The organism is Hymenobacter montanus (genome assembly GCF_014699115.1).
GTDB lineage: Bacteria > Bacteroidota > Bacteroidia > Cytophagales > Hymenobacteraceae > Hymenobacter > Hymenobacter montanus.
Window position 1 is genome coordinate 1 of record NZ_JACXAD010000019.1, and the last position, 26543, is coordinate 26543.

The following is a 26543-nucleotide window of genomic DNA, read 5'->3' on the forward strand; positions in this document are numbered from 1 at the left end:
TGACCAAAAAGCCCAAAACGGCCGCGTTTAACGCCGTGATGCCCGTGCACAGCTTCGAGGGCGACAAAGTGGTTTTCAAGGACGGCCGCGTCGCGGTGGGCTTCCGCGTGGAGCCCGCCGAGATGGAAAGCTGGACTGCCGAAGACTACGAGGCCTTCCAGACCGCGCTGGTGGGCGTGCTACGGCCCCTGCCGGTGGGCACCATCGTGCAGAAAACCGACATCTACTACGACCGGCCCTACCGCGAGGACAAAACCCAGCAGACCTACTTCGAGAACAAGATGAACAAGCACTTCTTCGAGCGGCTGGTGCTGTTCCAGAAGTCCTACCTGTTTCTCTCCTTTGCCCCGGTAGCCGTGAAGTCGCCCAAGACCAACGCGGTGAATGCGTTGGTGGCCCGCGCCGGCGAGGCCGTGCTCAAGAACCCGTTTGCCCAGCTCGTGCACACGCTTGAAGCGGCCGAGAGCGGGGCCGTGGAATTCATTCAGGGCATCAAAAACCTGGGCGGCGTGACCTTTGAGCGGCTGCCCAGCGCGGAGATTCACCAGCTCTACCTGCAGTACTTCAACCTCAACTTCGACGGCCAGCCCACCCGGCAGGAGCGCGAAATCGGCAACGACCTGGGCACTTTCAGCGTGGGCGAGCACAAGGTCAACGTGCTGAGCATGGTGGGGCAGGGCTCCGATGCCTACCCGGCCGTGCGCAACTCCTACGGGGTGACGGCGCCGATGCTCTACCCGCTGACCCACATCCTGCAGTGCCCGCACGTGCTCACCCAGGCCCTGCTGATTCAGGATACCCGCGCCGAGCTCAGCTCGCTGGATACCGACCGCAAGCTCAACGCCTCCCTTTCCTTTCTGGCCACTCAGGACAACCACCTGCGCGCCGCCGAAGTCGAGGAGTTTACCGCCGAGGTGCGGGCCGAGAACAAGCAGATTATGGGCCTGCACCTGAGTTGCGTGCTCTGGGACACGAACGACACCAGCCGGCGCGAGAACGTGGAGCGGGCCACGGCCGCCTTCCGCTACATGTTCGGCACGGAAAGCGTCGTCGAAAGCTACCTGGCGCTGCCCGTGTTCTTCGGCCTGCTGCCCGGCAACGCCTGGCAGGTGCCGGACCGCTGGCTGACGAGCACCGCCGACCGCGGTGCCTGCTATACCCACTGGACGGCCACCTACAAAACCGACCCAGTGGGGGAGTACCTCACCGACCGGTTCCGCAACCTGGTGCAGGTAAACCTGTTCAACACGGCCCTGGACAACCAGAACGCCATTGTCATCGGCCCGTCAGGCTCGGGCAAGAGCTACACCTTCGGCAATTTGATTGTGCAGCGCTTCGAGAAAGGCGCCCGGCAAATCATCATGGACGTGGGCGGCACCTACCGCAACGTGCTGCAGTCGCTCAACGGCGAAGATTTCGACAACACCTACTTCGAGTACGACCCGCAGCGGCCCATCGAGTTCAACCCCTTCGTCGTGCCCCGCGACGCTTCGGGCAAGTGGCTCTACAACGACGAGAAAACCAACTTCCACCTGGCCTTGCTGGCCGCGCTCTGGAAGGGCGGCAAGGACACGACCCTGGACAAGAGTGAGCGCACCATTCTCTCGCGCTTTCTGATTGAGTACTACGCCTGCCTGAACGAAAGCCCGCGCCTGAACCAGAAGGACGAGGAGTTTCCCGGCATGGAGAGCTTCTACCGCTTTGTCGAGCAGTTTGACCACGAGATGCAGAAGCCCGTGGCACTGCCCGGCGACGGGGTGGAGCCCGACCCACTGGACGGGGCCCGCCGGCAGTACCAGAAAAACCTGAAGTACATCGACATGCACCAGTTCTTCCTGGTGCTGGGCCAGTACATCACCGGCGGCCGCTACGAGCGGGTGCTCAACGCCAAGCGCGACGTGGATTTGTCGGAGTACCGGCTCATCTGCTTTGACCTGGCCAAGGTGCAGGCCGACCCCGACCTGTACCCCGTGGTGGCCATGCTCATCACCGAGTTGTCGCTGGATTTGTTTCGCAAGTTTCCCGACGACATCAAGTACATCGCCCTGGACGAGGCCTGGACCATGCTTTCGGGCGTATTGTCGGAATTCATCGAGTCGATGTACCGCACCATCCGCAAAACCAACGGCTCGGTCACCATCATCACCCAGGGCATCACCGAGATTACCAGCAGCAAAATCGGGCCGGCCATCATCAACAACTCGGCCACCAAGATTATCCTGCGCCACGTCAACCCCGACTCCCTGGCCCAGCTGCAGGCTCCGCTCGGCCTGACCGGCCACGAGATGGACTTGATTAAGTCGGTGCGCTCGACGGAGGCCCTGCGGGAGTTCTTCATCAAGCAGGGCGCCAAGGGCAAGGTCTTCGCCCTGGAAGCCTCGCCGCAGCTCGACGCCATTCTGACCTCCAAACCCGTGGAGCGCAACCACCTCAACAAGCTGGTCAAGTTCTACCAGCAGACCCAGCAGCGGCCCAAAACCGACAAGAATGGCCACGTGCTGCTCAATGCCGAGGGGCAGCTAGAGTACGAGCCAGTGCGGGTACAGCGCCTGGACTACGCCGTCGACCAGTTTGTGGAAGATAAACAGGCCCGCAGAGGGGCCCTAGCCAAATGAGTATGCTCGCCATGGTTGCCTACGGCATCGACCCGGGCTTTCTGCGGGCCTGCGACCAGACCCTGCAGGTCGTGCTCACCGCCTGCCGCTTCATCACACCCAGTTTGATGGGCATCGCCCTGCTCTACACCATCGGGCGGGGCTTTATCTCCGGCAGCGGCCTGGCCATGGACTGGGGCCCGATTATCAAGGCCACCTGGATACTCTTCCTGCTGTTCTTCTACCAAACCTTGATGGACACGCTGGGCGCGGGCCTGGCCGCCTTCACGGCCATGTTTTCGACTGATAAGTCGGCGGCCGAAGCCATCCGCGACCTGACCACGCCGGCGTCGGTGGCGGCCGCCGCGCGCAATGACTCCATGGGCATCGGCGACATCGTGGCCGGCGCCAGCTCGCTGATGACCAGCATTTCCCAAACGCTGAGCTCGTTCACGCTCTCCGGCATCCTGACGCGGCTGTTTACGGCCACGGCGGTGCTCATCATCCGCCACATCATGCAGTTTATCCAGCAGTTCATTCTGGGTTTTCTGTACGTGTGCGGTCCGATTGCCATGACCCTGTCGGTGATTCCAGCCTTTGGCCAACTGGCCATGAAGTGGCTGCAGAACTTCCTGGCCGTGCAGCTCTGGGGGCTCACGTTCGTGCTGCTCGACACCATCTACGGCTTCTACGCCGAGACGGCGCAGGCCCCCAACGGCTTGTTTAGTGGCCTGACTAACGGCCCGCAGCAGTCGGTGGACGATGAGAAGTTCATGGTCATGTCCGTGGCCTTCGTGCTGCTCTACGTGATGGTGCCCTACCTCACGTCGATGTTCATCGGCTCCTCGGCGGTGCAGGGCTTCGTGGGCTCCATGGTCGGCTCGGCTGTGGGCGCCGCGACGGCCGTGGCCGGCGTGGCTTCGCCTGGCGGCGGGGGGTTGTCGAGCGCCGTGGGCCGCGCCTTGGGCAACGGGGGCAGCCGCGGCGGGGGAGGGGCGCACGGCCCCGGTGGGGGAGGTGGCACTGGCGGCGGTAGCAGCGACGCGGGTGAATCCGCTACGTCATCAGCCTCCTCCGGCCTGCCCACTATCACCATGTCGGAAGCGCTGAACCCGTCTTACCGCCAGCGCGCCTCGGGCATCTGGACCAAATAACTCATCCCCGCTGACTTCTTATCCATGAAGAATCTTCCTCTATGCATCGCGGCCGGCTTTACCCTGTGGCTAACCGCAGCCTGTCAATCTAACCCTACGACGGAACATGCTGCTGCTCCGATGGCGCCGGCCGCAACTGCGCCCACAGCTACCCTTCCGGCCCCACTGCCCCTTGCGGCCGTGGACCTCAAACCCGGCGTAGCCGAGCAGACCCCGCGCGAAGGCTACCTGCAGGTAGTTTCCGTTCGGGCCCTGAAAGCTGAGCCCATGCAGCTGCGGCTGCCGGCCCTGTGGCAATCGGACCCGGACCGCGCCGATGGTCAGAAAGTCGCGCCCGGCTACCGCATTTCCTACGAGGCCGTGCTGCAGTGGATACCGCAGGGCTTCGGCCGCCAGAAAGTACCGGCCTCGCTGCCGCTGTACTCTCCCAACGGCCGGGATACGCTGGCCTCGTTCCGTGTGGGGGGCCTCAACTTAAATGTACCCGGCCGTGAGCGGTACACGGTGACGCCCATCGAACCCCGCAAGCCGCTGACGGTGCGCGGAACCCTCTACGCCTTCACAGGCCAGAACGAGCAACAGCAGCCTGCCCTGGTGGTGTACCCCTATCGGGGCCGTACCGGCGGGTTCGACGATTCTTTCAAAAAGGTGCTGCTGCCCATTAGCCAGTAAGGGCAGTGGGGAGAAAATGTACCAATTACCACAAACAGACTCTCACCAATGGATTCCGCCAAAGACTTAAGTACTTCCTTCTCCACCATGCGCAACCTGGCGCTGGGCAGCGTGCTGGCCCTGCTGCTCGTGGCCCTGGCCTCGGGTTTCCTGGTGTACCGAGCCTACGAAAACAGCGGCCGGCGCGTGTACGTCGTCTCGCAAACCGGCTCGGTAGCGGCCCTCTCAGCCGGCAACGATGCCCACACGCCCTACGAGGCCCGCAACCTGGTGCGCCAGTTCATGCAAACTATGTTTGGCCACGACCAATACACCTACAAGGCCAACTTGGATGCGGCCCTGCCCCTGATTGAGGGGCGCGGCGGCCGGCGCATCTACGAGGGCTTCACCCGCGGGCAGGTGCTGCAGAACTACGAGCGCTACGCCGCCCGCAACGTGGTGACCGTGGACAGCGTGCTCGTGGACATGAGCCGCCGCCCCTGGTCAGGCTCGGTCTACATCAAGCAGCGCATTTTCATCGGGGGCCAGCAGAAGGAGCCCCTGCCGCTGGCCGCCAAGTTCAACCTGGTGGAAACCAACCGCTCGGACGCCAACCCCTACGGGCTGCTCATCACCAACTTCGATTATATCCCCTACAGCCCGCAGCTCACACGGGAAGAGCAGGAGTTGCTGCAGGCCCAGGAAGCCGACCGGCAGCGCCGCCTGCAGGAAGCCGAGCGCGGCCTGGCCCCGGCCGGCGCGCCCACGGCGCCGCTGGCCCCCAGCGACAAGCCAACTACCGCTCCCGCTACCCCGGCCAACTAACCTTTTATCCCTTTCACCGATGCGACTTTACACCCTTCCGGCCCTGCTGGGGCTCCTTTTACTGCTTCTCCCAACGGTGCCTGCTGGCGCGCAAACGGGCGCTACCACCCCGGCCTCGGCCGTCGTGGCCACCGATGACCTTCTGGACGTGGCCGTGTCCGATTCCTCCACCACTTACCTAGTCTTTGGCGGACCGGTGTCGCTGGTCGACGTGGGCATGGCAGGTAACTACCTGGTCAAGATTGAGGCCAACGCCGTGTTTGTGCGCGCCAGGCGCAAGCACGCCCCGCCCACTCCCATGCTCATCCGCTACGGCTCGAAGTACTGGATGGGACGGCTCGTGTACGTGAACCGCCCGGTGCTGCAGCTCTACGACTTTCAAAAGGACGGCGCGCTGAGCATCAATGGCAAAAGCGCCCGCTCCACGGGCACCGCTCCGGAAAACGAGCTGGCCCTGGACAAGGAGCGGGAGAAGAAAGCCGTCGTCGAGGGCAAGCTCCAGACGCTGCGCAAAGCCCGTGAGGAGCACCAGGCCGTGGCCGTGGTCGACAATGATTTGGTGCTCTCACTGGCCAACGTGCGCAACGACAAGGATTTCACCTACCTGCGCTTCAAGGTCATCAACAAGACCAACATCGACTACAACGTGGATTTCACCGACTTCCAGCTGGTGGAAAACGCGCAGAAGAAGTTTCTGGCCCGCAAAAAGAACGAGGCCCGCCGCCCGCTGGCGCCCTCGGGCGGAGGCCCCAACCAGGTGATTACCGGCCGCACGACCGGCTACCTGACCTATGCCATTCCGTTGTACGCGGCCACCGAGCGCGGCTACTTGGAAGTAACCCTGCGCGAACTCAACGGCGCCCGGGTGCTGGTGCTGCCTGTGCCTTCCCGCGTGATTAACCGCGCCGCCACCATCTAACCCTGCTTGGCTATTTCTATGGAACCCATCAATCCCCCTACCCAAGCAGCCGCCTCGGCGTCCCCGCCGGAGAATGAGCAGCCAACTGCGGCCGTTAAACGCACCCCCACGGAAATCCTGCGCTCAAACTGGATGGCCGTTGCTGGCCTGCTGCTCGTGCTCATCATCGGTGGCCTGTTGCTCTGGCTGAAATCGGCAAAGGAAGCTGCCCAGCAAGAGCGCGAGCCCGTCGCGGCCGCCTCAGCCAACATCGAGCCCGAGATTCCCTCGGTAGAAACGGTGCCGCCGGCGCCCACTGCCTCCCCCTCGGCTCAGATTGAAGCCCAGCGCCGCGCCGAGCAAGATGCCCAAAGTGCCCCGGCCCGGGCCGCCGAGCAGGATGTCGTGGAGGTATTTGCCGTCGATACCACCGGCCTAGCGTTGCGCAAGAAGCGCCGGGCTCAGGCGACGGCCCAGGCCGCCGCCCGCCGTGCGGAGGCGGCCCGCCTGGCCGCGGCCGACGTGGACACCATCGAAACCACGATTCAGGACCCTTCCACGGGCTCTTACCGGGCGCAAACCCTGGTGGTACCGCGCCGGCGTATTGCGGCGGGCGGGGGAGGCAGCCGCCGGGCTGGTGCGGGGCGAAGCGGGCGCAGCTTGGTACCAACCCGCGACGTGGACGGCACCCCGTTTGAAACCGACCCGGACGTGCTGGCCATGCTGGGCTCCTCACCGCCGGAAACCCGCGCCGCCTACGAGCGCATGACCGGCAAGCGCTACCGCGACCCCAACCAGACCGCGCAACTGCTGGCCACCCGGATGAGCGCGCCCGGCGTGGATGGCTTCAACACCGTGAAAGTGGGCAACGCCAGCCGGATGATGGCCCAGGGCAGCCAGCGCGAGCAGCAGCTGGCGCCCGACGTGTTTTTCAAGTGCGTCATCAACGGCGAGCAGAAGGTGCGCACCGGCTCGGTGGTCATCCTGCGCCTGCTGGAGGATGCCGTTATCTCGGGCGTGACCTTTCCCAAGAACATGGTTTTCGCCGGCGTGGCCACCGTGGGCGCCAACAACGTGACGCTGGAAGTCAACCGCCTGGGTCCGACGCGGGTGCAGGCCGACATCTATGACTTCAACTACATGCCGGGCATCATGATAGACCCGGTGAAGCGCGTGGCCAGAGAAGCCGGCATGGCGGGCAACGAGTTGCAGCAGCAGACCACCCAGGAAATCAGCACGGCCATTGACCGCTCGGCTTCGGCCGCCAACTCCGTGGTGGGCGTGGGCGGCCGCGTGGCGGCCTCCGTCCTGTCGCGGCCCAAAACCCGCACCAAGCTGCGCGACGTGCTGCTGCCCGACGGCTACCCCATTCTGATTACCACCGCGGCCGCCGGCCAGCTGGGCCCCGAAGCCGCGGCCCGCTGATTCATTTTCCCACACTAAACCGGATACAACGATGAAAAAGACGCTTTTGCCGGCCCTCGCGGCCTTCATACTAGCACTCGCTCCTGGTAGGGATGCTGCGGCACAGGCCGTGGTGAACGACCCGCTGCACATGGGCGTGCACATCGGCCAGTTTGCCAAGCAGCTCAAGGAGTGGGCCGAAACGGTCAAAAACTACCAAGTCATCAAGGACGCCAAGCAGATTGCCGGCGTGACCAAGGACATTACCGGGCAGGTGAAGGACATCACCGACGAGACCCTGCAGCTACAGCGCCAGGTGCAGGCCGACCTGCGCAAGGTGCAGAGCATTCAGGACCTGCGACTCTCCAACCCCCAGGAGCTGTTTGCCCGCGCCCTGGCCATGTCGGGCCGGGGGCAAAGCAACCAGTACATGCCCGTGTTCCAGAAGGCCGAGCGCCTGCGCCAGGCCCTGCAGCTCAACAACCCCCAGCAGGATTTGAACACGGTCTACGACGTGTTTTCCCGCTTCGGCTCCGGCGCCACGGCCGGCAACAACCGCATGAGCTCCCGCGAGTACCAGGCCAAGCGCGAGGAAGCGGCCGTCTCCACGTTTGCCTACGAGGAGATGATGCAGAAAAAGAAGATTGCCACGGCCTTTGGCTACTACAAGATTGCCGACGAGATGACCCAGCAGAGCATCGAGATGAATGCCACGCTGAAAAACCCCGGACGCTATGCCATGACCGAGGGCGAGCGGATGGTAGCCCTCAACACCTCAAACGACAACATGATTAAGGCCATGCAGCTGCGGCAGGAAGCCGACCGGCTGCTGGCCGAAGCCGCCCAGCCCGGCCCCTCGCGGCAGGCAGCCGAAATGGTCTATTCTGACATCCTGGTGCAAAACGCCCTCATCAAAGCCGACCGGGCCCGCCCCCGCAACTAACCCCTTATGAAGAACCTATTGCTAGTGGCCCTGCTGCTGGTGGGGGCCGGCGCCGTGCCGGCCTCCGCCCAGCGCCACGTAAAACACATTGCCAGTTGGGGAGCCCACTTGGGCCGCTCCGAGAAGGGTGACTTCTACGAACTGAGCTACACCAGCATGCTCACCAACCGCTTGGCCCTGCGCGCCAGCGGGCTGCGCGACGCCGGCACCCTCAGTGGCCGCGGTGAATACGCCAGCTACGTGGGCCGGGTGCTGCTGGCCCCGCAGCTGTTTCGGCTGGGCGAAGTGGCCTACGTGCACCTGCTGCTGGGCGCCGGCGCTGGCTACGAGCGCACCGGCGAAAACGGTACCAGCGAGCTGGCCCCAGATGCCAAGGAGCCGCAGCGCTTCACCTACGGCCCGCAGGCCGGGGCTGAAGTCGACTGCTTCCTGGGCAACCGGCTCTCGCTCGTGGCCACCGCCACCAAGGGCTACCTGTTTAACAACCCGCTCATCGACCAGTGGCCGGGCTACGCCAGCGCCGGCCTGCGCTACCACTTTCGCTAACCCCCGCCATTCTGACCTATGAAACGACTGACTTATCTGCTGCTCAGTGGCTTTACCCTGGCTTTCGCCGTCAGCTGCTCCAAGGATGATGCGACGCCCGCCGGCGCCAGGGAATACCAGGTGGAATACCGCATTTCTTCCACCACCGCCCCCGCATCGGACTACATCAGCTACGACAACGAAAGCGGCGGCACCACGACGATGAACAACGTTCCACTGCCGGCTACCTACCGCTTCAAGCGCACCATGAAGCAGGGTGACCACGTGGGCCTGCTAGCCAGCCTCGACGGGGGCACTGCGACGTCGGAAATAACGGCTTCCATCCTGCTCGACGGCCGAGAAGTGAAAAAGGAGACCGGCCGCGGCGCCGACGCGCAGGCCGTGCCGGTGTACGTGATTGGGCAGTAGGGAAGCAAATTGTGTACTTCGCGGCATGGATTCGCCCGTCATTCCCGCCGGTTTTCCCGACCCGGCCCTGGTCATCAACTATCCTACGGCCCTGCGCTTCGTCCGCTACCGGCTTAACCGGATGATGCACGGGCAGATGAAGCCCTGGGCTAGGGAGTACCGCTTTAACTACGCCCGGCTGGTGGAAATCAAGAAAGACAACCGGCCGCTTTACGTGCCGCTGGTGCAGCGGTTGCTGGCCACCTGGGGCCATTCCGTTGAGGTTATTCGTCTCCTCTCCCCGGACAAGGCCAAACGCCACTTTTATTGGTTTGCGACCCCGCAGGCGCATGCGCTGTTCAGCCACGAGCTGCGCTGCTATGACCAGTTGGTCGCGCTGGCCGGCCACGAGCGCACGGCGTAAAGGCGAGTAGCAGAAAGTGCGGGGCAGGGGCTGCTAGTAGCAACAGCCCCTGCCCCATTTACTCGTCGTTAAGCAATTCGAACAGCCGTTGACGCGTCGCTTCCCCCACATGGATGCTGATGGCGTACAAATCTACCTCGCCCGCTATGTAGCGGTCGTAGAGGGCCATGAGCTCGGCCTTGGCATGATTGGCTTCTTCTACGGTGACGGCTAGGGCGCGATTGGCAATTTCACGACGCTGGTCGGTGGTTTGTTCGGCGGGGCCGAAATTCAAGGGGGCTTGCACGGGGTTGCTGTTAGATAAACGCGCTAGGGTATAATCAGCAAAGCGTGAAACAGTGCAGCTTGTTTTAGCTAGGCTAGCAGGAAAATATCGTGGCCAGGAAAGAGGGGGCTTTTTATATGCCGACAGAGCGTGGCGCAAGGGCTGCGGTTTAAAAAAAGCCAGCGAATTCAGTCGTAATGCCCGCTTTGCCGTTGGGTAACTATCTAATCTACTGGCTTGCCTCGCTACTCTGTGTCGGCCATTCATGCTTGAATTGCTAGCCATGGACTCCCTACGTTGCATTTTACTGGTCGACGACGACCCCACCCTTCGGTTTTTGAACCGCCGGTTGTTGGCCCGGCTGGGCCCAGCCCAGCACGTACTCGAAGCCGCCAACGGGCAAGAAGCACTGGCCATCATCCACGCGCAGCGCGCCGACGATATTCGCACCCGCCCCGATTTGATTTTACTGGACGTGCACATGCCCGTCATGGACGGTTTTGCATTTCTGGCAGCGTACCGCGCCCTGCCCGAGCAGCAGCAGTGCGCCAAGGTCGTGGCCATGCTCACCTCCTCCCGGCAACCGCACGACTTGGAGCGGGCTATCTGGCTGTCTGCTTCCGCTTATCTCATTAAACCCTTCACGGCTAACCAATTCCACGAGCTCGTCCACGACTATTTCACGGTTGCTCCTGCGCGCGATTAGGTCGCCTGTCCCCGAAAACGGGAAGACAATCCATCATTCGGGTAACCCACCGGGCCCTCCTGGCGCACTAGAAGGGCCCGGCGCCAGTCTGTAGGGGTCGACAAGCGGAGAAACAAAAATGCTTCCGCACAAGCTGGGTCCCTGCCAAAGGCAAGGGTTGCGCGGCCCCGTTGCCTTTGTACTTCAACGGTTGAGCAAAAGCCAGCAGCGCTACTCTGCCCTTGTCAGTTACCGGGGCAGTTGCTCACGCAGCTGCTCGTAGGATTCCGGGCAAATTCGAATGGCGGGTTCGGCAGCCGTACAATAATAAAAGGTGGGGTCTGCCAGCGCCACGGCGCGGGCCCAGGCGGCCTCGGTAACAGCAGTGGAAAGAGATAGTAGTGGGGTAAATTCTTCTTGAATGAGCCGGATGACCAGTCTTTGCACGGTAGGGCAAATGCTGGAAAAGCGGCGATACGGACTCGCGGCCATGGAAAATATCGACGGAAAGGATGGGAAACGCCCCGCCTGCAGCCGCAGCTCGCGGCCGGGCAGGTAACAGCTTATCAGCGCCGCCGGCTACACGCCAGCGCAGCAGGGCACTGATTTCAGGAAATGGGGAGCGTTAGGCCAGGGAGCCCACAAACAGGGCGGGCCGCTGCTGAATGGGCAGCGGCTGCCGGTGAGCCCAGCGCAGCCAGTCCGCAGAGTGAACCGCTGACGAGGGGCAGCTATGCAAAGCGTAGGATTTCTGAGCTAGCATACTCGGCAATCAGTTTGGCAGGCAAAGCTAGCCAATACGGGCAAAACAGGCAGCTGTTACGCTTTTTAACCTGCAAAATTGCTAGCGTCCGGCACCAATTTTTACCAGGACGGCATCTCCCTGCTTATGATGGCCTGTGGCCTACTCCGCAAAATTAGGATAGTCTGAGCCGTAACCGCATACCCTATCAGAATCCCACGCAGTCAGCTGCGCAGCTGAGCATGCCTGACGCATTCAGACGCCTCTTATTGGAATTTATTCACCAATTTCCGTCTCATACTGGAATTTTATCCTCATTCGCTACCCCCTGCGGCTCCGTCAATGGAAAATCAGAACACCTGGGCTAATCTGCCGGAGCTGCTGCACCAGGTCGCAAGGGACCTCGCTGACCCGAGCGTGTATTACCTGCTGGGCGGGCACTACTACGACCGCGACAATCACCCGCAGCACCGGCACTACCCGGCGGTGTTTTCCCTGCACCACGGCGAGGTCGCCAACCTTGAAATCGGTCCCGACTTCGTGGCCTTCGACACGGAGTTCGTGCGCTACCCGGAAGACGATGAGCCGCACGCCCCGGGCCCCTGGATTGACCGCTTTCGCGCCACGATTCCGTTCGAGCAGCTCTACCAGCTGCTGCGCAAAGTCATCCCGCCTGGGGAGGAAGTGGACGAGCGGCTTACCTTTCTGCCAACCGATTCGGTGTACTACAATGAGCGTATCCACCGCGAGAACTACCCTACCCCGTGGACTATTAACCAACCGTAACGACCGTCTTATGCCCCGCGAGCCGCATGATGTAGCCGCCGTTCTGCACCAGGTGCACGCCGGCCTTTCCACCCCGCAGCATCATTTCATGGTGTGCACGACCTACTTTGAGACGGAGAACGGCCCGGTCATGCTCGGCACACTGCATCTGCACCAGAGCACGGTGTGGAATCTGCAAATCGGTGCCGACGGTTTCACGTGTGAGGTGCTGCTCCAGCCCGGCAGCCAGCAGCCCCGCTCGTCGGTGCGCGTAGCCTACGCCAACATCTGGCAGGTGCTGCGCGGGGATGGGCCCAATTTCAACGCTGGCAAGCGGGCGGGCTTGCTCTACGAAAACAACCACGCCTTATCCAGCTTTGCCAAGCAAGGGCTGGCGGAATAGCATGGAAGAACTGCTGCAACCGCGTCACCCGCTCGACAAGCACCACCAGGCCCAGCTGCAGGCCTTGCAGCAGCTGCCCGAAGGCCAACGGGCCGCGATGGCCCGGCTGTTCCGCCTGGGCAACGCCACGTACCGGTACCAGCAGCTGGCCGACGGCGAAGTCACGGAGGAAGATTATCGGCACTGGCTGGAAGGATTGCCCGAACGTTTTCGCCAAGCTATGGAGAAGGGCGGCTTTGCGGGCGCTAAATCCAGCCTGGCCCTGCGCCGGCATGCGCTGGAGCGGCGCGACGTGGGCTACTCCGCTTTTATGCAGGCCATCTTGTCCCCGGAGGACTGGGCCTTAGAGCAGCAGCAACGGGCTGCCGCTGGGTTATAGAGCAGATTCTCCATTCGGCAGTCCAAGCTGCTTATTTGCCGAAGCATACCAGACCCCGTGAGCCCTTACTGATCCCATTGCCATTGCGCAGTATTGCACCAAAAACAGTGTTCTAGCGCTACCAAGACACTTTTGTTAAATCCTACCGGGAAGTGATGAGCCCTTTGTGAGCCCTTTAAGAATCAAGCAGCGTGTACTGAGTGCCCACGCCGGTTTTGCCGGATTTCTGCAGCCAACCGCCCTTTTCCAACTCGCTCAGGTAGCGGGTAGCAGTAGGCTTGCTCACGCTCAGCTGCTGCTGCACCAGGGTGTTGGTAATGCTGCCGTGCTGCCCGGTATAGAGCAGCACCGGCACCAGGTCGGCGCGTACTCCCTGGGCCTGCCAGTAGGCCGGCGAGTACTCGGCAAACGCTACGATAAAACCCGAGGCTTCGAAGTGGAAACGCGGGGCCGGCAAGTGCACCGTACGGCACTCATTCAACATCTTAATGGTGCCCCGGCCCCAGGATTCAATGTAGCCCGCCCGGAACAGCGTGTTGGCCACGTCCGGGTTGAAGGGCTTGGACGGGTGCTTGCGCAGCAGGTTTTCCACGGTCCAGCTGTCGGGCAGGTGGCCCTCGTTCCAGAACTGCAGCCGGTCCTCGTACACGCTGATTTGCACCGGCGTGCCGCCGCTGTAGTCCTTATGAGCCAATGCATTGAGCAGGGCCTCGCGCAGGGCAGCCGCCGGAAAGGGCGGTTCTTCGATACGGCTGGCGCCTTCGTAGCGCACCTGAGCCTTGGCGTACTTGGTTTGCAACAAGTCCAGCGTCCGCTCCACCTGCAGCAGCAGCGGCCCGTGTACCTCATCCTGGTAGCGCAGGTCATCGTCGGTAGCAAAGAAGCCGATTTTCACGTACGCCCCCGTCACAAACTTCTCGGGGTTCGGGTGAAACAGCAGCACCGCCGCTCGCTTCAGGTAGTCGCCGTCGACCAGGTTCAGGTTATCAAGCAAAGCCTCGTTGCTGTCGTGCAGCACCTGTTCATCGACGCGCCCGCTTTTGGCGGTGCGCTGGCGAAACAAGTCAAAAGCCTCGGCCGACAAATCAGCCGCGGCAACACTCGGCACCGGCACCCCGTCCCAGCGCTTGCCCTGCTTCTGCAGCAGAAACGCGCTCAACGCCGGCCCCTTGAGCTCCTGCTTGGTGCTGCCGCTGCGGTAATGGTACTGCCCGCGGTAGCTAATAGGATATGGGTAGGGCTCGACGACGATTTCCAGGTACTCCAGTCCTGCCTCCTCGTGGCGGTTGACTTCCACCAGGATGCCCATCAAGTCGCGCACTTGGTTGGGCAGGTCCTCCAGCAGCTTGCGAATATTGGACAGGCCTACCACGCGGCCGTCGTCGTTTTTGCCGATGAAGATGCGCCCGCCCTGCGCGTTGGCAAAGCCGCAAATCCACTTGAAGTATTCCTCCCGCCACGATTCCTTCCACTCAATGTTTTGCTGTTCGCGGGCGGTGCTCATGGATAACGGTAACGAAGCGACGGGGTAGGGAAACAAAAAGACCAATAGCCGGCAAGTTACCCAATTCCCACGCTGAAAACCGCTGGTTGGAGCAACAGCAAAGGCCGTGCGCTACCACTCGATAGCTTTATGCGGAAGCGTCATCGGATGTTCCACTGGTGGGCGTTGGGAAGGGCGGCGGTGCTGAGCCCGAGTCGGTAGGTGGTGAGGGGATTAAGGGTGGCCCGTAGGCTAGCGGCACCGTGTTTATCGCCTTGCAGCTCCAACAGCGCGCCGAGTACTGCGCGGACGCGGGGCCTGGCGGCTGGCCAGCTCCACGAGGCGGCGGCGCTCGGTCGAGGCAAGTGCTTCGACAAAACGCTGCACCCGGGCTAACACTTTATCGGGCCTGGCATCGGGAATGCGGCGCAGGTCGCGTAGCACCTCCAGCCACTGCAGCAGCGGCACATCGCTGGCATCTTCCGGCACCGGGCGCACCACAAACGCCACCCGCTTTGGCCGGGTGCGCCGCGGCTTGGGGGTCGTCACTTTGATGGTAGCGGGCACCTGGGTAGTCAGGCCTAGCTGGTTATAAAGTGCAGCGCCGGTGAGATAAGCTGATACTATCCCTTCTTCAGTAGTAGTCAGGATGCGTAAGATAGCACCTTCGGACGGCGGCAGCTGCCCAAATCGACTGCTCTGAGGCCGGTAGTACTGCCCTTTGGCGTAGCGGACCACCAGCCCATCCCGGCTGAGTCGGCTCAAGGCCGCCGCCACCGCGCCGAACTGCGACGGCTCGGTCACTAGGTCTGCGTAGGTCAGCAGCCGGCCCGGCTCAACCGCCAATACCTGCTGACGGACCCGCTGCATGATAGACTCTGGCATGAGCACGCGTTGAGATTCATTAAGCAAGGTACGTCACAGTGTCAAGTTTTCACGAGTAAAAACTTGACACTATTTTCGGAGAAGGAGTTCCAGCCGTTGAGCTAGTGTCGGCTTATACCCTGGGCAACACGACGCGGTGTTGGCGTGAGTGGGAAGACTGGCTGCGCGCCGCCTGACAGGGCAATAAGTTGCGCGCAGATAATTTCACAGGGCAAACCTGAACCGGCCCCAGTTTAGACATTATAACTCTTACTTATGCTACCTAACGGGCACCAAAGGCTTCTGTCTTGTTCGTCAGATAATAGGTATCGATAAGGACGGCTTAGCACTACCAAACAAAGAAGCCCAACCTTACTATGGTTGGGCTTCTTTGCTTCTCCTGCCTGTAGCATCGCCACTGGCCCGGCTACCTGCTATTACAGGTTCTCCGTAATGAATTCAATGATGCTTGCTTTCCGGGCAGTAATCATTTCTTTACTCCACACGTTGGATTCGGCGCTGAGGTCCTGAATCTCCCGTTGCTGAGCCGTGTGCGTGTAGGAAGCCCGCTTCTCCAGAAACGGACTGTTCCCAACCGAGCAGTTATGAGACTTGGATAATAGCAGGTAGTTGCCCAAGCAGTCGATATACTGGTTTCTGAACTCCTCGTCGTATGCCGGGTAGCCCGCGGCTACTGGTTCCCCTTTCGTTGGCGTCTGGGGCGCAATATGCTCCAGTTCCGGGCGGGTAACGGCATCGAAGCGGGAAAGGGCATACCCGCTTTTGCCCTTGCTCTGCAAATGATTCTCGTACTTCCACAACAGGAACCGGGCAGTGGCCGGGTGCAGCCAGCCTTGTAAGGCCTTGTTCAGTTCCACTTTGTTCCAATAGGCGTACCACCATTCGGTGGTTGTTTTCAAATAATTGACCCGCTTGACAATCGGGTCGATGCTGGGGGTCTCCTCCGTGAAGCCCGAATACACATCATTTAGACGGGACGTTAAATCGGCCCGTGTACCTATTACCCGGCTCCGTAGCACCACGGATTCTAACGAGGTGCACAGCTGACAGATGCTCTCAATCGGCAGCCGGAACGTGTAGGCTTTGATGATAAACGGGATGGCCAGGCTATATCCGCCAAGGGCTACCAGCGAGTGAATCGCATGGTGCTCGGGCTCATCGTGTTTGAAGAAGGTCGTCAGGTGCCGAAAGCTCGTGTCCAATGCCTGCGTAAAGGCTTTGACAAAAGGTACGGGGTCGGCAACCGCCAGCTTCTTGTTGATTCTATCGAGCGCGCTGCTTTCCGACAAGGAATTGAAAAACACCTGGAGGGTGTACCCCAACACCTCATCCTCCTTAATGGACCCTTCGATAGAGGAGATGGACTTGTAGATATTCTCAAATCGCTCCTTTATCTCTTCGATGAGGCCATTCTTGGCTTCCCCGCCTTGCAAGTGCACGGCAAACATGAACTGCGCTTTGATAATCTCCAGATTCGAGGGCTTTTTCCCCCGGTTGTTCTGAAAGATGAACATCTGAATCGCTTCCGATTCGTCCCGCACCGGGTGGGTGGTGCAGGTGGCCTCACTGATGGTTTCCAGCATCTTCACCAGATAGCGCTCGTCTTTCTCAGCCAGGACATTGGTAAAAAAGTCGAAGGCGGCGACGATGCGTTTGGCAGAGGTGGTTTGCAGGCCGCGGTTATCCTTCCGCTCCTGGTTGATGACATAGTCTCTGAATAGTTGCCGGTCGTAATCGACGGTTTCAAAGCGGTAGGTCGAGTTCCGCTTTACCATGTCTTCCCTGGCCTCAATTTCCGGGTCGGTCCACTCCCGAATGGCCTTCAGGCGGGTGAACAAGGCGGAGAGAAAGATAACGAGCGTGGTCAGCCGCTGCTGCCCGTCAATCACCGCGAAGTCCTCCTTGGATATCTCCTCGAACAGGAAGTGCCCGAAGTAGTAGGGGGTCCTGGCCGAACTGGTGTTGTACTGCTCCAAGTCGCGCAGGAACACATTCACCTGTTTGGTGGAGTTCTCCTTTTTCGCCTCGGTCTCCCACGAGTAAGCGCGTTGGTAAGTTGGAACGACAATTTTGTTGCCGGCCAGCATTTTCTTGATGGTACTCGATGCTTCCATGTAGTGGGGGTGATGTTGTTTATAAGGTGATGGTTTAGGGTCGTAGGCTGCCGGCTGGTTGCTGCCCGCTACAAGGGGCCGGCCTTCATAGCGGTGGCATGAATCTGTTTTATCTGCTTCCGCAGCGACACCGGGGCCAATACCTGCACCTGGTCCCCAAGGGAGAGCAGTTCCATCAGCAGGTCGTGGGTATTGTACACGGTGAGTTGAAGCAGTAGCTCCTCGTCCGTATCCACCAGTACTCGTTGTGAAGAATGGAGGGGAAACGACTTGAGGTACTGGCCCTGCGTTGGTTCCAGCGCCAGGACTATTTCGGCCGGCGGCTCGTGGTCGGGACGAATGATGCCAAAGCTGTGGGCGTAGTAGGTATCAGGCTCAAAGTCCGCAGGGGGCTCAAAGGAAAGAGATGTCGATTCCAGCGCCCGGATGCGGTCAAGCCCAAAGCACCGCAGCCCCTGGCGGGCCGGCTCGTGCGCCAGCAGGTACCACCGGCCTTTGAATTCCTTGAGCAGCAGGGGCGAAACGGTCCGATGGGTGGGCGCTTCCTCCCAAAACTTATGGTACTGAAACGCGACCTGCCGGCGCAGCTGCACAGCGTGCAGCAACGGCTGCAGCCACTCCGTGCCCAAGGGCCGACGGGACTCCCACTGCACAAACGGACTCAGGGCCGTCGGGAGCCGCAGGAACTCCTGCAGTTCAAAGGCATCGAGCAAGCGCTGGTAGCCTTCGGGCAACGGGTCTGCCGAGACAATCACGTAGCCGCCGGCTCGCCGGTCGTGCCCAATGGTAACGCCAAAGCGCTCGGCAATCTGGGGCAAGTCCCGCTGCAGGGTGCGCTGCGAGTAGTTAGCGGCCAGGTCCCGCAGCGAGGTCTGCTCCAACAAGTAGTCGCGCAACTCCACAAAAGGCACCGCCCGCTTGAGGTGCTGCAGGCGCAGGACCACTAGTAATTGACGAAGAAAATGGGCGTGGGTCGTCACAGAGGAAAGCAAGTGCTTCCATTCGTCCAGGATTTCAACCGGATACGCTGCCCAATTTCATCCCCCGGAGTAGAAGGCAAATGGACGGTACCTGCTCTCCTGATGAAGCGTAAGCAAGGTGCAAGGTAAGGATTAGTAGCGGCCGGCAAACTCCCTTTATGATGGAGGGCCGGCCATATTTTCATTGTCGTAAAGGGCCATCAACATGCTCTCCTGCACCCATAGCAGACCCCACCGCTCGAACTTGTCGGTATCCGCGCCAAAGTAGCGCTGTGCCCGCTGCCAGCCGTCCTTTCCGGCCTCGACCAGCTCAGCCAGGCTCAGGCCCCGCCCCCGATAGCGGCGGGCAACGGAACCCAGGAGCATGTTGGTGTTCGGTGGCAGGCCGGGAGGTACCGGAGTGTTCAGCACCTCTTCCCGGGCTTGCCGGTCTTCCTCGGTCTGACATTCCAGTCGTATAATGCGCAGCGGTCGTAGCATGGGGTTACTCAGAAGGGTAGAAGTGGGCTTACTGCCGGCTGACGAGCATCATCACCTGGATGCTTTCGCCGAGGGCCGGATTAAGGCCGTGCCCAAACACAACTTCGGCCTGGTCGCCGGCCTGGCTCACCACGTATTCCAGCAGGTAGGTTAGCTCGTCCATTTCCAATTCCGTTGCCATTCCGCTTTGAATGGCCAGCAAAATCCGATGGGCCGGTAGTGTAGCCTCTCCGAGCACGGTGGATTCTGCCCATAGCTGCTGTCCGACCACTACGGCGCGGTTGTGGCCCTCCCCGGTGGCCAGGCCAAATTGCAGAGAGGTAGCCCCGGCCAGCAATGCCCAAATGTCCTGGTGGTCTACATTAATATCCCCGGTATCCGCCAGAATGTGCTGCAAGACGGTCAACAGGCCGGATTTTGTGGCCGGTGTCAATGCCTGCACGGCTGGCACGTCGGCGCATTCCTGTAGCCAGGACGTGAACAGGGCATCCGCCTGGGCTAGGCCGCTTGCCAGGGGTGGGATGAATGGGGTCTGCATGGGTTCAGGTGCCAATTTTAAACGAAGGTGCAGGCAGACGACGACAGAACGTGTCGTTCTCATCCGGGCCGGAAAATCGCTGCCGGGGTTAAGCTAAATGTTCGGGATATCTTCGATTTGCACCGCCCGATTCTTTGGCTCTTATTAGGCCCGGCTGCTAATTCCCCGGCCCAAATCGAATGACCAATCCACTACTTTCAGACCAGGAAAGCGAGCTTACCGCGTTGCTGGATGCCTACCAGGAGCAGTTTCCAGCGGCCGAGAGCCCCATAACTTATATGATGGGGTTTGGCCCGGAACAGCTGTGCACCATTTTGCGGGAAGCCAACGGGCGGGAAATCGTCTTCAGCTACCCCGAATTGGACCAGGGGGTACTCGATGGCTGCGCCTATCATTATAAGGAAGCCCCGGATGAAGCCGAGCGCGGCAATCCCATCACCTTGCAGGAACTGCTCTATGCCCGCGGCCTCCCGCGCACGGCCAAAACGAAGCTGGTGCGGCACCGCGACACCAGCGGCACGATTGACATCCACGACCTCTACCGCAACCACCGGCCAGCCTTCCTCGACTACCAGCGCCAGCAGGGGAACCGCGTGTTTGACAAATGCGACTTCCTCGTGGCCTGCCTGGGCGAGCCGGGCAGCCAGTCTCGCTTTGTGGGGTGTTTCAGGTGCTAGGCATCGAGCGCGAAACCGAAGAACATTACTACTACAATCTGGTCGAGGTGCCCGGCTTTGCCGACCTGAAAGAGCGGGTCATCTTCGACTGGGGCAAAGCCGCCATCAGCTGGCACCAATGGCTGCGGCCGGAAGTGGGCAAGACGGTCCTGGAAATTCAGCCCAAGCCGTTCAGCCAGCCCTTTACCGACTACCTGGATTTCACCCTCTCGTTCGCAGAGCTGACGCAACTCGTCACCAGTCAGTCGCCCCGCGACGAGTGGTGCCGGATGCTCTCGGCCACGGCCGGGGTGTATCTGATACTGGACCAGTCCAGCGGCAAGCAATACATTGGCTCCGCCTCCGGCACAGAAGGCATCTGGGGCCGCTGGAAAGACTACGTGGCCACGCGGGGCCACGGGGGCAACGTGGAATTGGTCAAGCTCCTGGCGGCCGATGCGCAGCACGGCCGGCATTTCCAATTCACGGTCCTGATGACACTGCCCAAAACCATGACCCGGCCCGAAGTCATCAAACGCGAATACCTTTTTATGAAAAAGCTCGGCTCCCGCGCCCACGGCCTTAACCAGAAAGCATCCCATGAGCAATAAGGCAGCCATTACCACGCACGCGGGCCTGACCCTCGACCTGGCGCAAATCAAGTGCTTCAAGCTGTCGCCGTTTCTTATGGATGGCAACGACACGCGGCAACTGCTGGTGGAGTACAAAACCAGGCCGGTGTATGTGCTGCACCCGGGCACCAAGCTGTGGGAGAAGGAATACCTGGCCGACGTTATATCCTACGACTTTCCAAGCTATGAATCCGCGTAGGCGCACTTAAGTGAGTGGGAAGAAATCTGGCAGGACCACCTAAATGGACAGGACTAATGAGCTTGGAGCAATTGTGATAGTTTGCTTGATGCTACTCCTATCTTGTGCCCTTTCTTAGCATTCGCATCTCGTTTTTATGGAAGAGGCTGAAGTAATCGCCGGTTGTGAACACCTCTTAGGGTTGATAAAAGAGCGCGACCGCAAGCTGCTGGTGTTGAAGTATGTCAACTTCCTGGATTGGTTCGGGATGGGTCTCCGGCGCAACCCCGAGCGGATGGCCATTATTGACAGCTTTTTACAAGCCAACAACATCACCGTGTGGTGTAAGCGCGAATCACACAGCTCTATTGCCGATTTTGACCGCCGCACTACCGACCGAATCACCTTCCGCCTCGAAGGGGCAGCCAAAACCATGCAGAACGGCCAGGACCAGATAAGTTACGACAACGCCGGGACCATCGAGGTCGCCAAACAGGACAGCGGCATCACGCTCTATCCCCACCAGAAGGAGGCCTTGCAGCAGCTGAACGACAAAATCACCAAGTCCGGGAAGGTACCCTTCGCAGGCTTGCTCGTTTTGCCAACCGGCGGCGGAAAAACCCTGACGGCGGCCCATTGGCTGTGCACCAACCTACTCAACCAGAACAAGAAAATCCTCTGGATTGCCCACCGGCACGAACTCCTGGACCAGGCCAAGGCGACGTTCCACGAACGGCTGGCTTTTCAGGACATTCTACGTACCAAGCCCTCGTTCAACTACCGCATCATCTCGGGCATTCACGATAAGCCGGTACATATCCGCCCGACGGATGACCTCATCATTGCCAGCAAGGACAGCCTGAATGCCGGCTTTCAGTACCTGCTGGATAAATGGCTGGTTAACCAGGAAGAAGTCTTTCTCATCATCGACGAGGCACACCACGCGACGGCCCGTACCTACCGGAAGCTCGTCGAGAGCATTCGCGGCAGCGTCAAGCAGTTTCGGATGATTGGGTTGACCGCGACGCCCTTACGCACCGTCGAGGAAGAGCAGGGGCTGCTGGCGAAAGTGTTCCCTGACGACATCATCTACAAGATTGACTTACGCAAGCTCATTACCCGCGGCATCCTGTCCGAGCCCGTCTTTGAGAGTGTCGAAACCGATTTCAACGTCCTGAGCCTGTTCAACAAGCAGGAACTGGACAAGCTGAACTACTTCGACATTGGCAGCATCGGCGAGGGAACGGCCAAAACCATCGCCCAAAACGACCAACGCAACTGGTGTATTGTCAACCGCTACTGCGAGAACAAGGCCAAATACAAGCAGACCCTCGTTTTCGCACTCAATCAGGACAACGCCATTGCCCTGAAAAAGCTATTTCAGCTGAAGGACATCCGCTGCGAGTACGTGCTCTCCTCCATTCGGGACCAAGCCACCGGCGTCACCATTTCCAGCAAGGGCAACAAAGAGATTATCCAGCGTTTCCGGGCCGGGGAGCTGGACGTGTTGATAAACGTGAACATCCTGACGGAAGGCACGGACTTACCCAATGTCCAAACCGTTTTCCTGGCCCGACCGACCATCTCGCCGACGTTGATGACGCAGATGATTGGGCGGGGGCTGCGCGGCGAAAAGGCCGGTGGCACCAAGGAAGCTTATATCGTCAGCTTCATTGACAACTGGGAGGACAAGGTTGCCTGGGTCAACCCCGAACGGTTGATAATCGAGGAGAACACGGACTTTAACGACACGCAGAAAAACACCCAAAAGCAGCTCGTCCGGCTGATTTCCATCAGCAAGATTGAAGAGTTCGCGGTGTTGGTGAACGACCACATCGACAAAGCCGACAAGGAGAAGCTGGAAAACATGCCCTTCATCGAGCGCTTGCCGCTCGGCATTTACCACTTCTCCTTATTGAGTCAGTTCGAGGAGGAAGCCCGGGAGAAGAACTGCGAGGTTCTCGTGTACAGCAATCTCAAGCAGCCCTACGCCGATTTGATGCATGCGCTCCCCACGCTGGTAGCGGGCCTGAAGGCTCCGGTGGCGGATTATCTGTCGGAAGCGCAGCTGCAGGAACTGAGCGCGACCATCGAGAGCCAGATTTTCTTTGGCCACGACTTGTACCCGGGGTACAGCCCGCAGGACGTCAAGGACATCGTGCAGTATTACTACCAAAGCGAGTCACTGCCGAGTTACATCGAGTTGCAGGACCGCGCCAAGTTTGATGTGACCAACGTGGCGAAGGATATTCTGGCGGGCGATTACAGTCGTTCGCAGGAAGAAGCCTACAAAAGCCAGTTGTGGGACGAGCACGAATCACAATGGAAAACCTTCTTTGGCCACGACAAGCGCTACTTCCTGCATGAAGTCGATTTGGCCATCCGCCGCATCAGCAACCCCGACCTGTACCAACGCCCGACCATCATCCCCACCGACCGGAAGGAGCTACGCCGACTAGAGGAACTGCCGATGGGCGAAATCCGGGAGCAGAACCCGGCGTACTGGAAATGGCTCAGTGACCATGTGTACGAGAAGCATCGCGATGCCGAAGGGTACTACCAAAGCGCGGAAGGCGATTACCGAAGCAAAAACAAGCTCGACTTTCAGTTGGACCACATCACGGCGATAAGTAACGGGGGCCTCACCACCTTCGAGAACCTGCAGTTGCTGACTAGAAAGCAAAACGCGGTGAAAGGGGCACATTAAGCGACATTACACATAAAAATTATTCAACCCCAAAAAGCCGTTAAAATGGGTCTTCTATACGAAAACGGCATCACGAACGGGGCAGGTTTCTTTGAGTACGACCGGGCGCTATTCCACCTAGCTCAAAGCAACTACAAAGCAGCCTTGACCTTATTAGATAAGGCAATAGCGGACAGTCCTCGTAATTTTCACTTTTATAAGTGCCGAGCCTATGCGAAAGCAAAGGTGAAAGACTACGCCGCAGCTCTCGTGGACATTGAGTTGTTTTTGCTTCATTTCAAGAAAGACAACTTGCATCCAACGGGTCTACAAGGCAATGAAAGCATTTTGTTTGCCAAGGCCTTTTGCCTGGCTGAAGCCGGGCAGTTGGAGGAAAGCCTACTGACAATTGACCAGTATCTGCTTAGAATGCGGTTCGACAAACGGGCTTATTACCTGGCCGGAGTTGTTGAATGCCGCTTGGGCAATTTCGACAAGGCCATTGAGCGATTGAACACTGCGCTCGGTAAACAGGCAGGTGATTTTTCGTTCCTGTATCTAACAACGGAGCAGTTACTTGCAATGAAGCTACTGGAATGGCTGCAAACAGTGCCAGTAGAGAAATCTTTGGACAACGAACCAGGGGCGGGCAGCCAGCAATTCCCACTCGGTTTTTATCCTTACTACTTTATCGACTTGGAAGGCAAGATGTCCGAAGCGTATAGTCGACTCAAACGAATGGATGCTCTGTTGTCAGAGGATGAAGTATACAGTCGGGCCAATGACACCTACTTCGACTATAAGACATGCCAGCGGTGTCAAATGGCCCCGTGCCATTGTAGCGACCCGGATTTCGATTAAGTAGCTTTCATTGAAAAAGCCGTGCACACTAAGCACGGCTTTTCAAAACCTATTTTAGGTACGATAAGGCTTCATTATCGTACCTAAGTTCTAACTACATTTACTGCCATTAAACCCTTACTCAGCATGCTTCATTTTGATAGTGCGTGGCGATTCGAGTCACCCGGTTCATTAGCTACTCCGGTCGCCCAGGAGTTCCTTGAAATCATTGGCAAACTAGCCCTAGGCAAGCAGCAGGTTTTTGAACACTTCAAAAGGTACTTTGCTTCGGCCTACGGTTCTGTTGCATCACAGAGCTCCAATGCGAGTTGGGCCTACTCTGACCTGCAGTATGCGCTTGATGAAGCAGCCAAGAATGCGCCCCTGTGCATTAACGCGTTCTATACCGCCTGCCAAGAACTGAACGACGGGCCAGTTCCCAACCATGAGCTGGTCAACCGCATTCTTGCGAGGCACGAAGAACCGTACCGAATTGAGCCACCCAACCTAATTCGTCTCGAATCCGGTCAACCAGTCACCAGACCAGAAGTACCTGCATCATTGGCTCAACAGGCCCAGGACCTGATACAAGAGTCCTTCGCGGAGTCACAGCGGCTGCTAGCAGAAGGCCGGTTCCGGCCCGCAGTGCAGGAAATCCTATGGCTGCTGGAAACCGTGTCGACCGCCTTCCAGGGAGTGAGTATTAGCGAAAACAGCTCCATACGTGGCAAGTACTTTAACACTATTGTCGACGAGTTGCGCAAGAAAAATCAAGGCACGGCACTAGACCAAATCTTTGGCTGGTTAAAAACGCTGCACGGATACCTTTCTGCGCCAGCTGGCGGGGGCATCCGCCACGGAATGGACCTGAAAGAAGGCGTAGCCACATCAGAGGGTGAAGCTCGGCTGTATTGTAACCTTATCACCAGCTACATCTCCTATCTACTTGCCGAGTACCACCGCTTAACTGCCGCTCCTGCCGGTAAAGCTTGACTGCCATGAAACAAAAGGGAAAAAAAGCAAACCTCCCAGTTGCTGCGGACTCGGTACCCGCGCTGACACTAGCTGACTTGTCTGGCCAAGTTGCGCCGGATGTGGCCCGCTACCTAGTGCGCGGCCTCGAAGGTGCCGACAACACACGCCTGGCCTACGCAACAGACTTAGCATCGTTTGAGGCGTACTGCTCCGAACTACAATTGGAGCCGTATCCGGCTTCCGTAGCGACGCTGGCCGGCTACGTTGCCTACTTGGCCGATAAGCCTCGCAAACTGGCCACCATTCACCGGCATCTGGCTGCCATTGCGAAGAAGCACCAGTTGATGGGGTTGCCGTCTGCCGTGGACGCGCCGGCGTTGAACGTGCTACTTAAAGGCGTGGCTCGTGAACTCGGCAAGCGGCAAAAGCAAGCTCCCGCCTTCACGGTGGCACAGCTGAAGCAAGCCCTAAACACGCTGGACCTGGAGACTGCCGCCGGCCTGCGCGACCGAGCTCTGTTGTTGATGGGCTTCGCCGGCGCATTCCGACGTTCAGAGCTGGTTGCCCTCGACTTGGAGCAAATCGAAATGAATGACGCTGCGTTGGTCGTCCACCTGCGCAGCAGCAAAACCAACCAAGCGGGCGAGACCGAAGACAAAGCCTTGTTCTACGCGGCCACCCCCCGTTACTGCCCCGTGCGGGCGTTCCTCGACTGGCAACGCGTGCTGGGCCGCTCGTCCGGACCAGTGTTTGTCTCGCTAGTACGCGGGCAGAAAGCAGGTGAAAGCAAGCCTTCTCAGAAGCGCCTCTCTGATGTGCGCGTGAATCGTTTAGTTAAGCAGCACTTGGGCGAGCAATATTCGGCCCACTCATTGCGCGCCTCCTTTATCACTACGGCCAAGCTCAATGGGCAGTCCAACGAGTTCATCAAGAATCAGACGAAACAGAAGACAGACGCAATCATCAGCCGGTATACCCGACTTTCAGATGTGGTGGCCTACAACGCAGCGCAATCGTTGGGATTATGAAAG

The 26543-nt window shown here is 59.6% G+C and carries 29 protein-coding genes; 21 read left to right on the plus strand and 8 right to left on the minus strand.

Annotated elements, in window-relative coordinates:
* The 10 genes from IC235_RS15760 to IC235_RS15805 all read left to right on the plus strand — a co-directional run.
* On the plus strand, nucleotides 1-2615 hold a 2615-nt coding region (locus IC235_RS15760; protein ID WP_191006154.1), incomplete at its 5' end, for a TraG/VirB4 family ATPase.
* Nucleotides 2616-2617: 2 nt separating this feature from the next.
* Nucleotides 2618-3748: a conjugal transfer protein TraG N-terminal domain-containing protein gene (locus IC235_RS15765; protein ID WP_191006155.1), complete on the plus strand. Its 1131-nt coding sequence runs from the start codon at nucleotides 2618-2620 to the stop codon at nucleotides 3746-3748.
* A 24-nt stretch (nucleotides 3749-3772) separates the two neighbouring features.
* A complete protein-coding gene (locus IC235_RS15770; protein ID WP_191006156.1) occupies nucleotides 3773-4420 on the plus strand; it encodes a hypothetical protein in 648 nt (215 codons plus the stop codon).
* Nucleotides 4421-4468: 48 nt separating this feature from the next.
* Nucleotides 4469-5224 carry a conjugal transfer protein TraK gene (locus IC235_RS15775; protein WP_191006157.1) on the plus strand — a complete coding sequence of 252 codons (756 nt, stop codon included), beginning with the start codon at nucleotides 4469-4471 and terminating at the stop codon, nucleotides 5222-5224.
* 19 nt (nucleotides 5225-5243) lie between these two features.
* Entirely contained in the window at nucleotides 5244-6143 is a 900-nt protein-coding gene (locus IC235_RS15780) for a DUF4138 domain-containing protein (RefSeq protein WP_191006158.1), read from the plus strand.
* Between the two features lie 18 nt (nucleotides 6144-6161).
* Entirely contained in the window at nucleotides 6162-7547 is a 1386-nt protein-coding gene (gene traM, locus IC235_RS15785; RefSeq protein WP_191006159.1) for a conjugative transposon protein TraM, read from the plus strand.
* A gap of 31 nt (nucleotides 7548-7578) precedes the next feature.
* Nucleotides 7579-8469 (plus strand): hypothetical protein, encoded by an 891-nt coding sequence (locus IC235_RS15790; RefSeq protein WP_191006160.1) that lies wholly within the window; start codon nucleotides 7579-7581, stop codon nucleotides 8467-8469.
* 6 nt (nucleotides 8470-8475) lie between these two features.
* On the plus strand, nucleotides 8476-9015 hold the full coding sequence (locus IC235_RS15795) for a hypothetical protein (protein WP_191006161.1): 540 nt from the start codon (nucleotides 8476-8478) through the stop codon (nucleotides 9013-9015).
* A gap of 18 nt (nucleotides 9016-9033) precedes the next feature.
* Nucleotides 9034-9423 carry a hypothetical protein gene (locus IC235_RS15800; RefSeq protein ID WP_191006162.1) on the plus strand — a complete coding sequence of 130 codons (390 nt, stop codon included), beginning with the start codon at nucleotides 9034-9036 and terminating at the stop codon, nucleotides 9421-9423.
* A gap of 25 nt (nucleotides 9424-9448) precedes the next feature.
* Nucleotides 9449-9826, plus strand: coding sequence for a hypothetical protein (locus IC235_RS15805; protein ID WP_191006163.1), 378 nt, complete (start codon nucleotides 9449-9451; stop codon nucleotides 9824-9826).
* Nucleotides 9827-9884: 58 nt separating this feature from the next.
* Here IC235_RS15805 and IC235_RS15810 read toward each other — a convergent pair whose 3' ends face one another.
* Nucleotides 9885-10112: a hypothetical protein gene (locus IC235_RS15810; protein WP_191006164.1), complete on the minus strand. Its 228-nt coding sequence runs from the start codon at nucleotides 10110-10112 to the stop codon at nucleotides 9885-9887.
* 262 nt (nucleotides 10113-10374) lie between these two features.
* On the opposite strand from IC235_RS15810, the gene IC235_RS15815 reads away from it, so the two are divergent.
* Nucleotides 10375-10797, plus strand: coding sequence for a response regulator (locus IC235_RS15815; protein WP_191006165.1), 423 nt, complete (start codon nucleotides 10375-10377; stop codon nucleotides 10795-10797).
* Nucleotides 10798-11025: 228 nt separating this feature from the next.
* Here IC235_RS15815 and IC235_RS15820 read toward each other — a convergent pair whose 3' ends face one another.
* Nucleotides 11026-11223 (minus strand): hypothetical protein, encoded by a 198-nt coding sequence (locus IC235_RS15820; protein WP_191006166.1) that lies wholly within the window; start codon nucleotides 11221-11223, stop codon nucleotides 11026-11028.
* Nucleotides 11224-11860: 637 nt separating this feature from the next.
* On the opposite strand from IC235_RS15820, the gene IC235_RS15825 reads away from it, so the two are divergent.
* Genes IC235_RS15825 through IC235_RS15835 form a run of 3 tightly spaced genes read left to right on the plus strand, consistent with a single transcriptional unit; the run spans nucleotide 11861 to nucleotide 13065 of the window.
* Nucleotides 11861-12304 (plus strand): hypothetical protein, encoded by a 444-nt coding sequence (locus tag IC235_RS15825; protein WP_191006167.1) that lies wholly within the window; start codon nucleotides 11861-11863, stop codon nucleotides 12302-12304.
* 10 nt (nucleotides 12305-12314) lie between these two features.
* Entirely contained in the window at nucleotides 12315-12686 is a 372-nt protein-coding gene (locus IC235_RS15830; protein ID WP_191006168.1) for a hypothetical protein, read from the plus strand.
* A 1-nt stretch (nucleotide 12687) separates the two neighbouring features.
* Nucleotides 12688-13065, plus strand: coding sequence for a hypothetical protein (locus IC235_RS15835; RefSeq protein ID WP_191006169.1), 378 nt, complete (start codon nucleotides 12688-12690; stop codon nucleotides 13063-13065).
* A 175-nt stretch (nucleotides 13066-13240) separates the two neighbouring features.
* Here IC235_RS15835 and IC235_RS15840 read toward each other — a convergent pair whose 3' ends face one another.
* From IC235_RS15840 to IC235_RS15865, 6 genes are all read right to left on the minus strand, one after another.
* Nucleotides 13241-14569 carry an ATP-binding protein gene (locus IC235_RS15840; RefSeq protein ID WP_191006170.1) on the minus strand — a complete coding sequence of 443 codons (1329 nt, stop codon included), beginning with the start codon at nucleotides 14567-14569 and terminating at the stop codon, nucleotides 13241-13243.
* Nucleotides 14570-14815: 246 nt separating this feature from the next.
* Nucleotides 14816-15433 (minus strand): DUF6088 family protein, encoded by a 618-nt coding sequence (locus IC235_RS15845; RefSeq protein WP_191006171.1) that lies wholly within the window; start codon nucleotides 15431-15433, stop codon nucleotides 14816-14818.
* A gap of 416 nt (nucleotides 15434-15849) precedes the next feature.
* Nucleotides 15850-17547 carry a DUF262 domain-containing protein gene (locus tag IC235_RS15850; protein ID WP_191006172.1) on the minus strand — a complete coding sequence of 566 codons (1698 nt, stop codon included), beginning with the start codon at nucleotides 17545-17547 and terminating at the stop codon, nucleotides 15850-15852.
* Nucleotides 17548-17615: 68 nt separating this feature from the next.
* Nucleotides 17616-18527 (minus strand): helix-turn-helix transcriptional regulator, encoded by a 912-nt coding sequence (locus tag IC235_RS22680; RefSeq protein WP_191006173.1) that lies wholly within the window; start codon nucleotides 18525-18527, stop codon nucleotides 17616-17618.
* A 156-nt stretch (nucleotides 18528-18683) separates the two neighbouring features.
* A complete protein-coding gene (locus tag IC235_RS15860; RefSeq protein ID WP_191006174.1) occupies nucleotides 18684-19007 on the minus strand; it encodes a hypothetical protein in 324 nt (107 codons plus the stop codon).
* A gap of 28 nt (nucleotides 19008-19035) precedes the next feature.
* Entirely contained in the window at nucleotides 19036-19545 is a 510-nt protein-coding gene (locus tag IC235_RS15865; RefSeq protein WP_191006175.1) for an FtsZ/tubulin family protein, read from the minus strand.
* A gap of 179 nt (nucleotides 19546-19724) precedes the next feature.
* Here IC235_RS15865 and IC235_RS15870 point away from each other — a divergent pair, with 179 nt between their 5' ends.
* The 7 genes from IC235_RS15870 (at nucleotide 19725) to IC235_RS15900 (ending at nucleotide 26540) form a co-directional block, all read left to right on the plus strand.
* On the plus strand, nucleotides 19725-20222 hold the full coding sequence (locus IC235_RS15870) for a hypothetical protein (protein WP_191006176.1): 498 nt from the start codon (nucleotides 19725-19727) through the stop codon (nucleotides 20220-20222).
* The gene (locus IC235_RS15875; RefSeq protein ID WP_191006177.1) at nucleotides 20150-20812 is read left to right on the plus strand and encodes a GIY-YIG nuclease family protein; all 663 of its coding nucleotides are present in this window, start codon (nucleotides 20150-20152) and stop codon (nucleotides 20810-20812) included. Before IC235_RS15870 ends, IC235_RS15875 begins: the two co-directional genes overlap by 73 nt.
* The gene (locus tag IC235_RS15880; RefSeq protein ID WP_191006178.1) at nucleotides 20802-21032 is read left to right on the plus strand and encodes a hypothetical protein; all 231 of its coding nucleotides are present in this window, start codon (nucleotides 20802-20804) and stop codon (nucleotides 21030-21032) included. Before IC235_RS15875 ends, IC235_RS15880 begins: the two co-directional genes overlap by 11 nt.
* A gap of 136 nt (nucleotides 21033-21168) precedes the next feature.
* The gene (locus IC235_RS15885; RefSeq protein ID WP_191006179.1) at nucleotides 21169-23718 is read left to right on the plus strand and encodes a DEAD/DEAH box helicase family protein; all 2550 of its coding nucleotides are present in this window, start codon (nucleotides 21169-21171) and stop codon (nucleotides 23716-23718) included.
* Nucleotides 23719-23763: 45 nt separating this feature from the next.
* Nucleotides 23764-24558, plus strand: a complete 795-nt coding sequence (locus IC235_RS15890) for a tetratricopeptide repeat protein (protein ID WP_191006180.1) — start codon at nucleotides 23764-23766, stop codon at nucleotides 24556-24558.
* A 126-nt stretch (nucleotides 24559-24684) separates the two neighbouring features.
* Nucleotides 24685-25530, plus strand: coding sequence for a hypothetical protein (locus tag IC235_RS15895; protein ID WP_191006181.1), 846 nt, complete (start codon nucleotides 24685-24687; stop codon nucleotides 25528-25530).
* Between the two features lie 77 nt (nucleotides 25531-25607).
* Complete coding sequence (locus tag IC235_RS15900; RefSeq protein WP_223847351.1) at nucleotides 25608-26540, plus strand: tyrosine-type recombinase/integrase; 933 nt, start codon at nucleotides 25608-25610, stop codon at nucleotides 26538-26540.
* Nucleotides 26541-26543 lie beyond the last annotated feature (3 nt).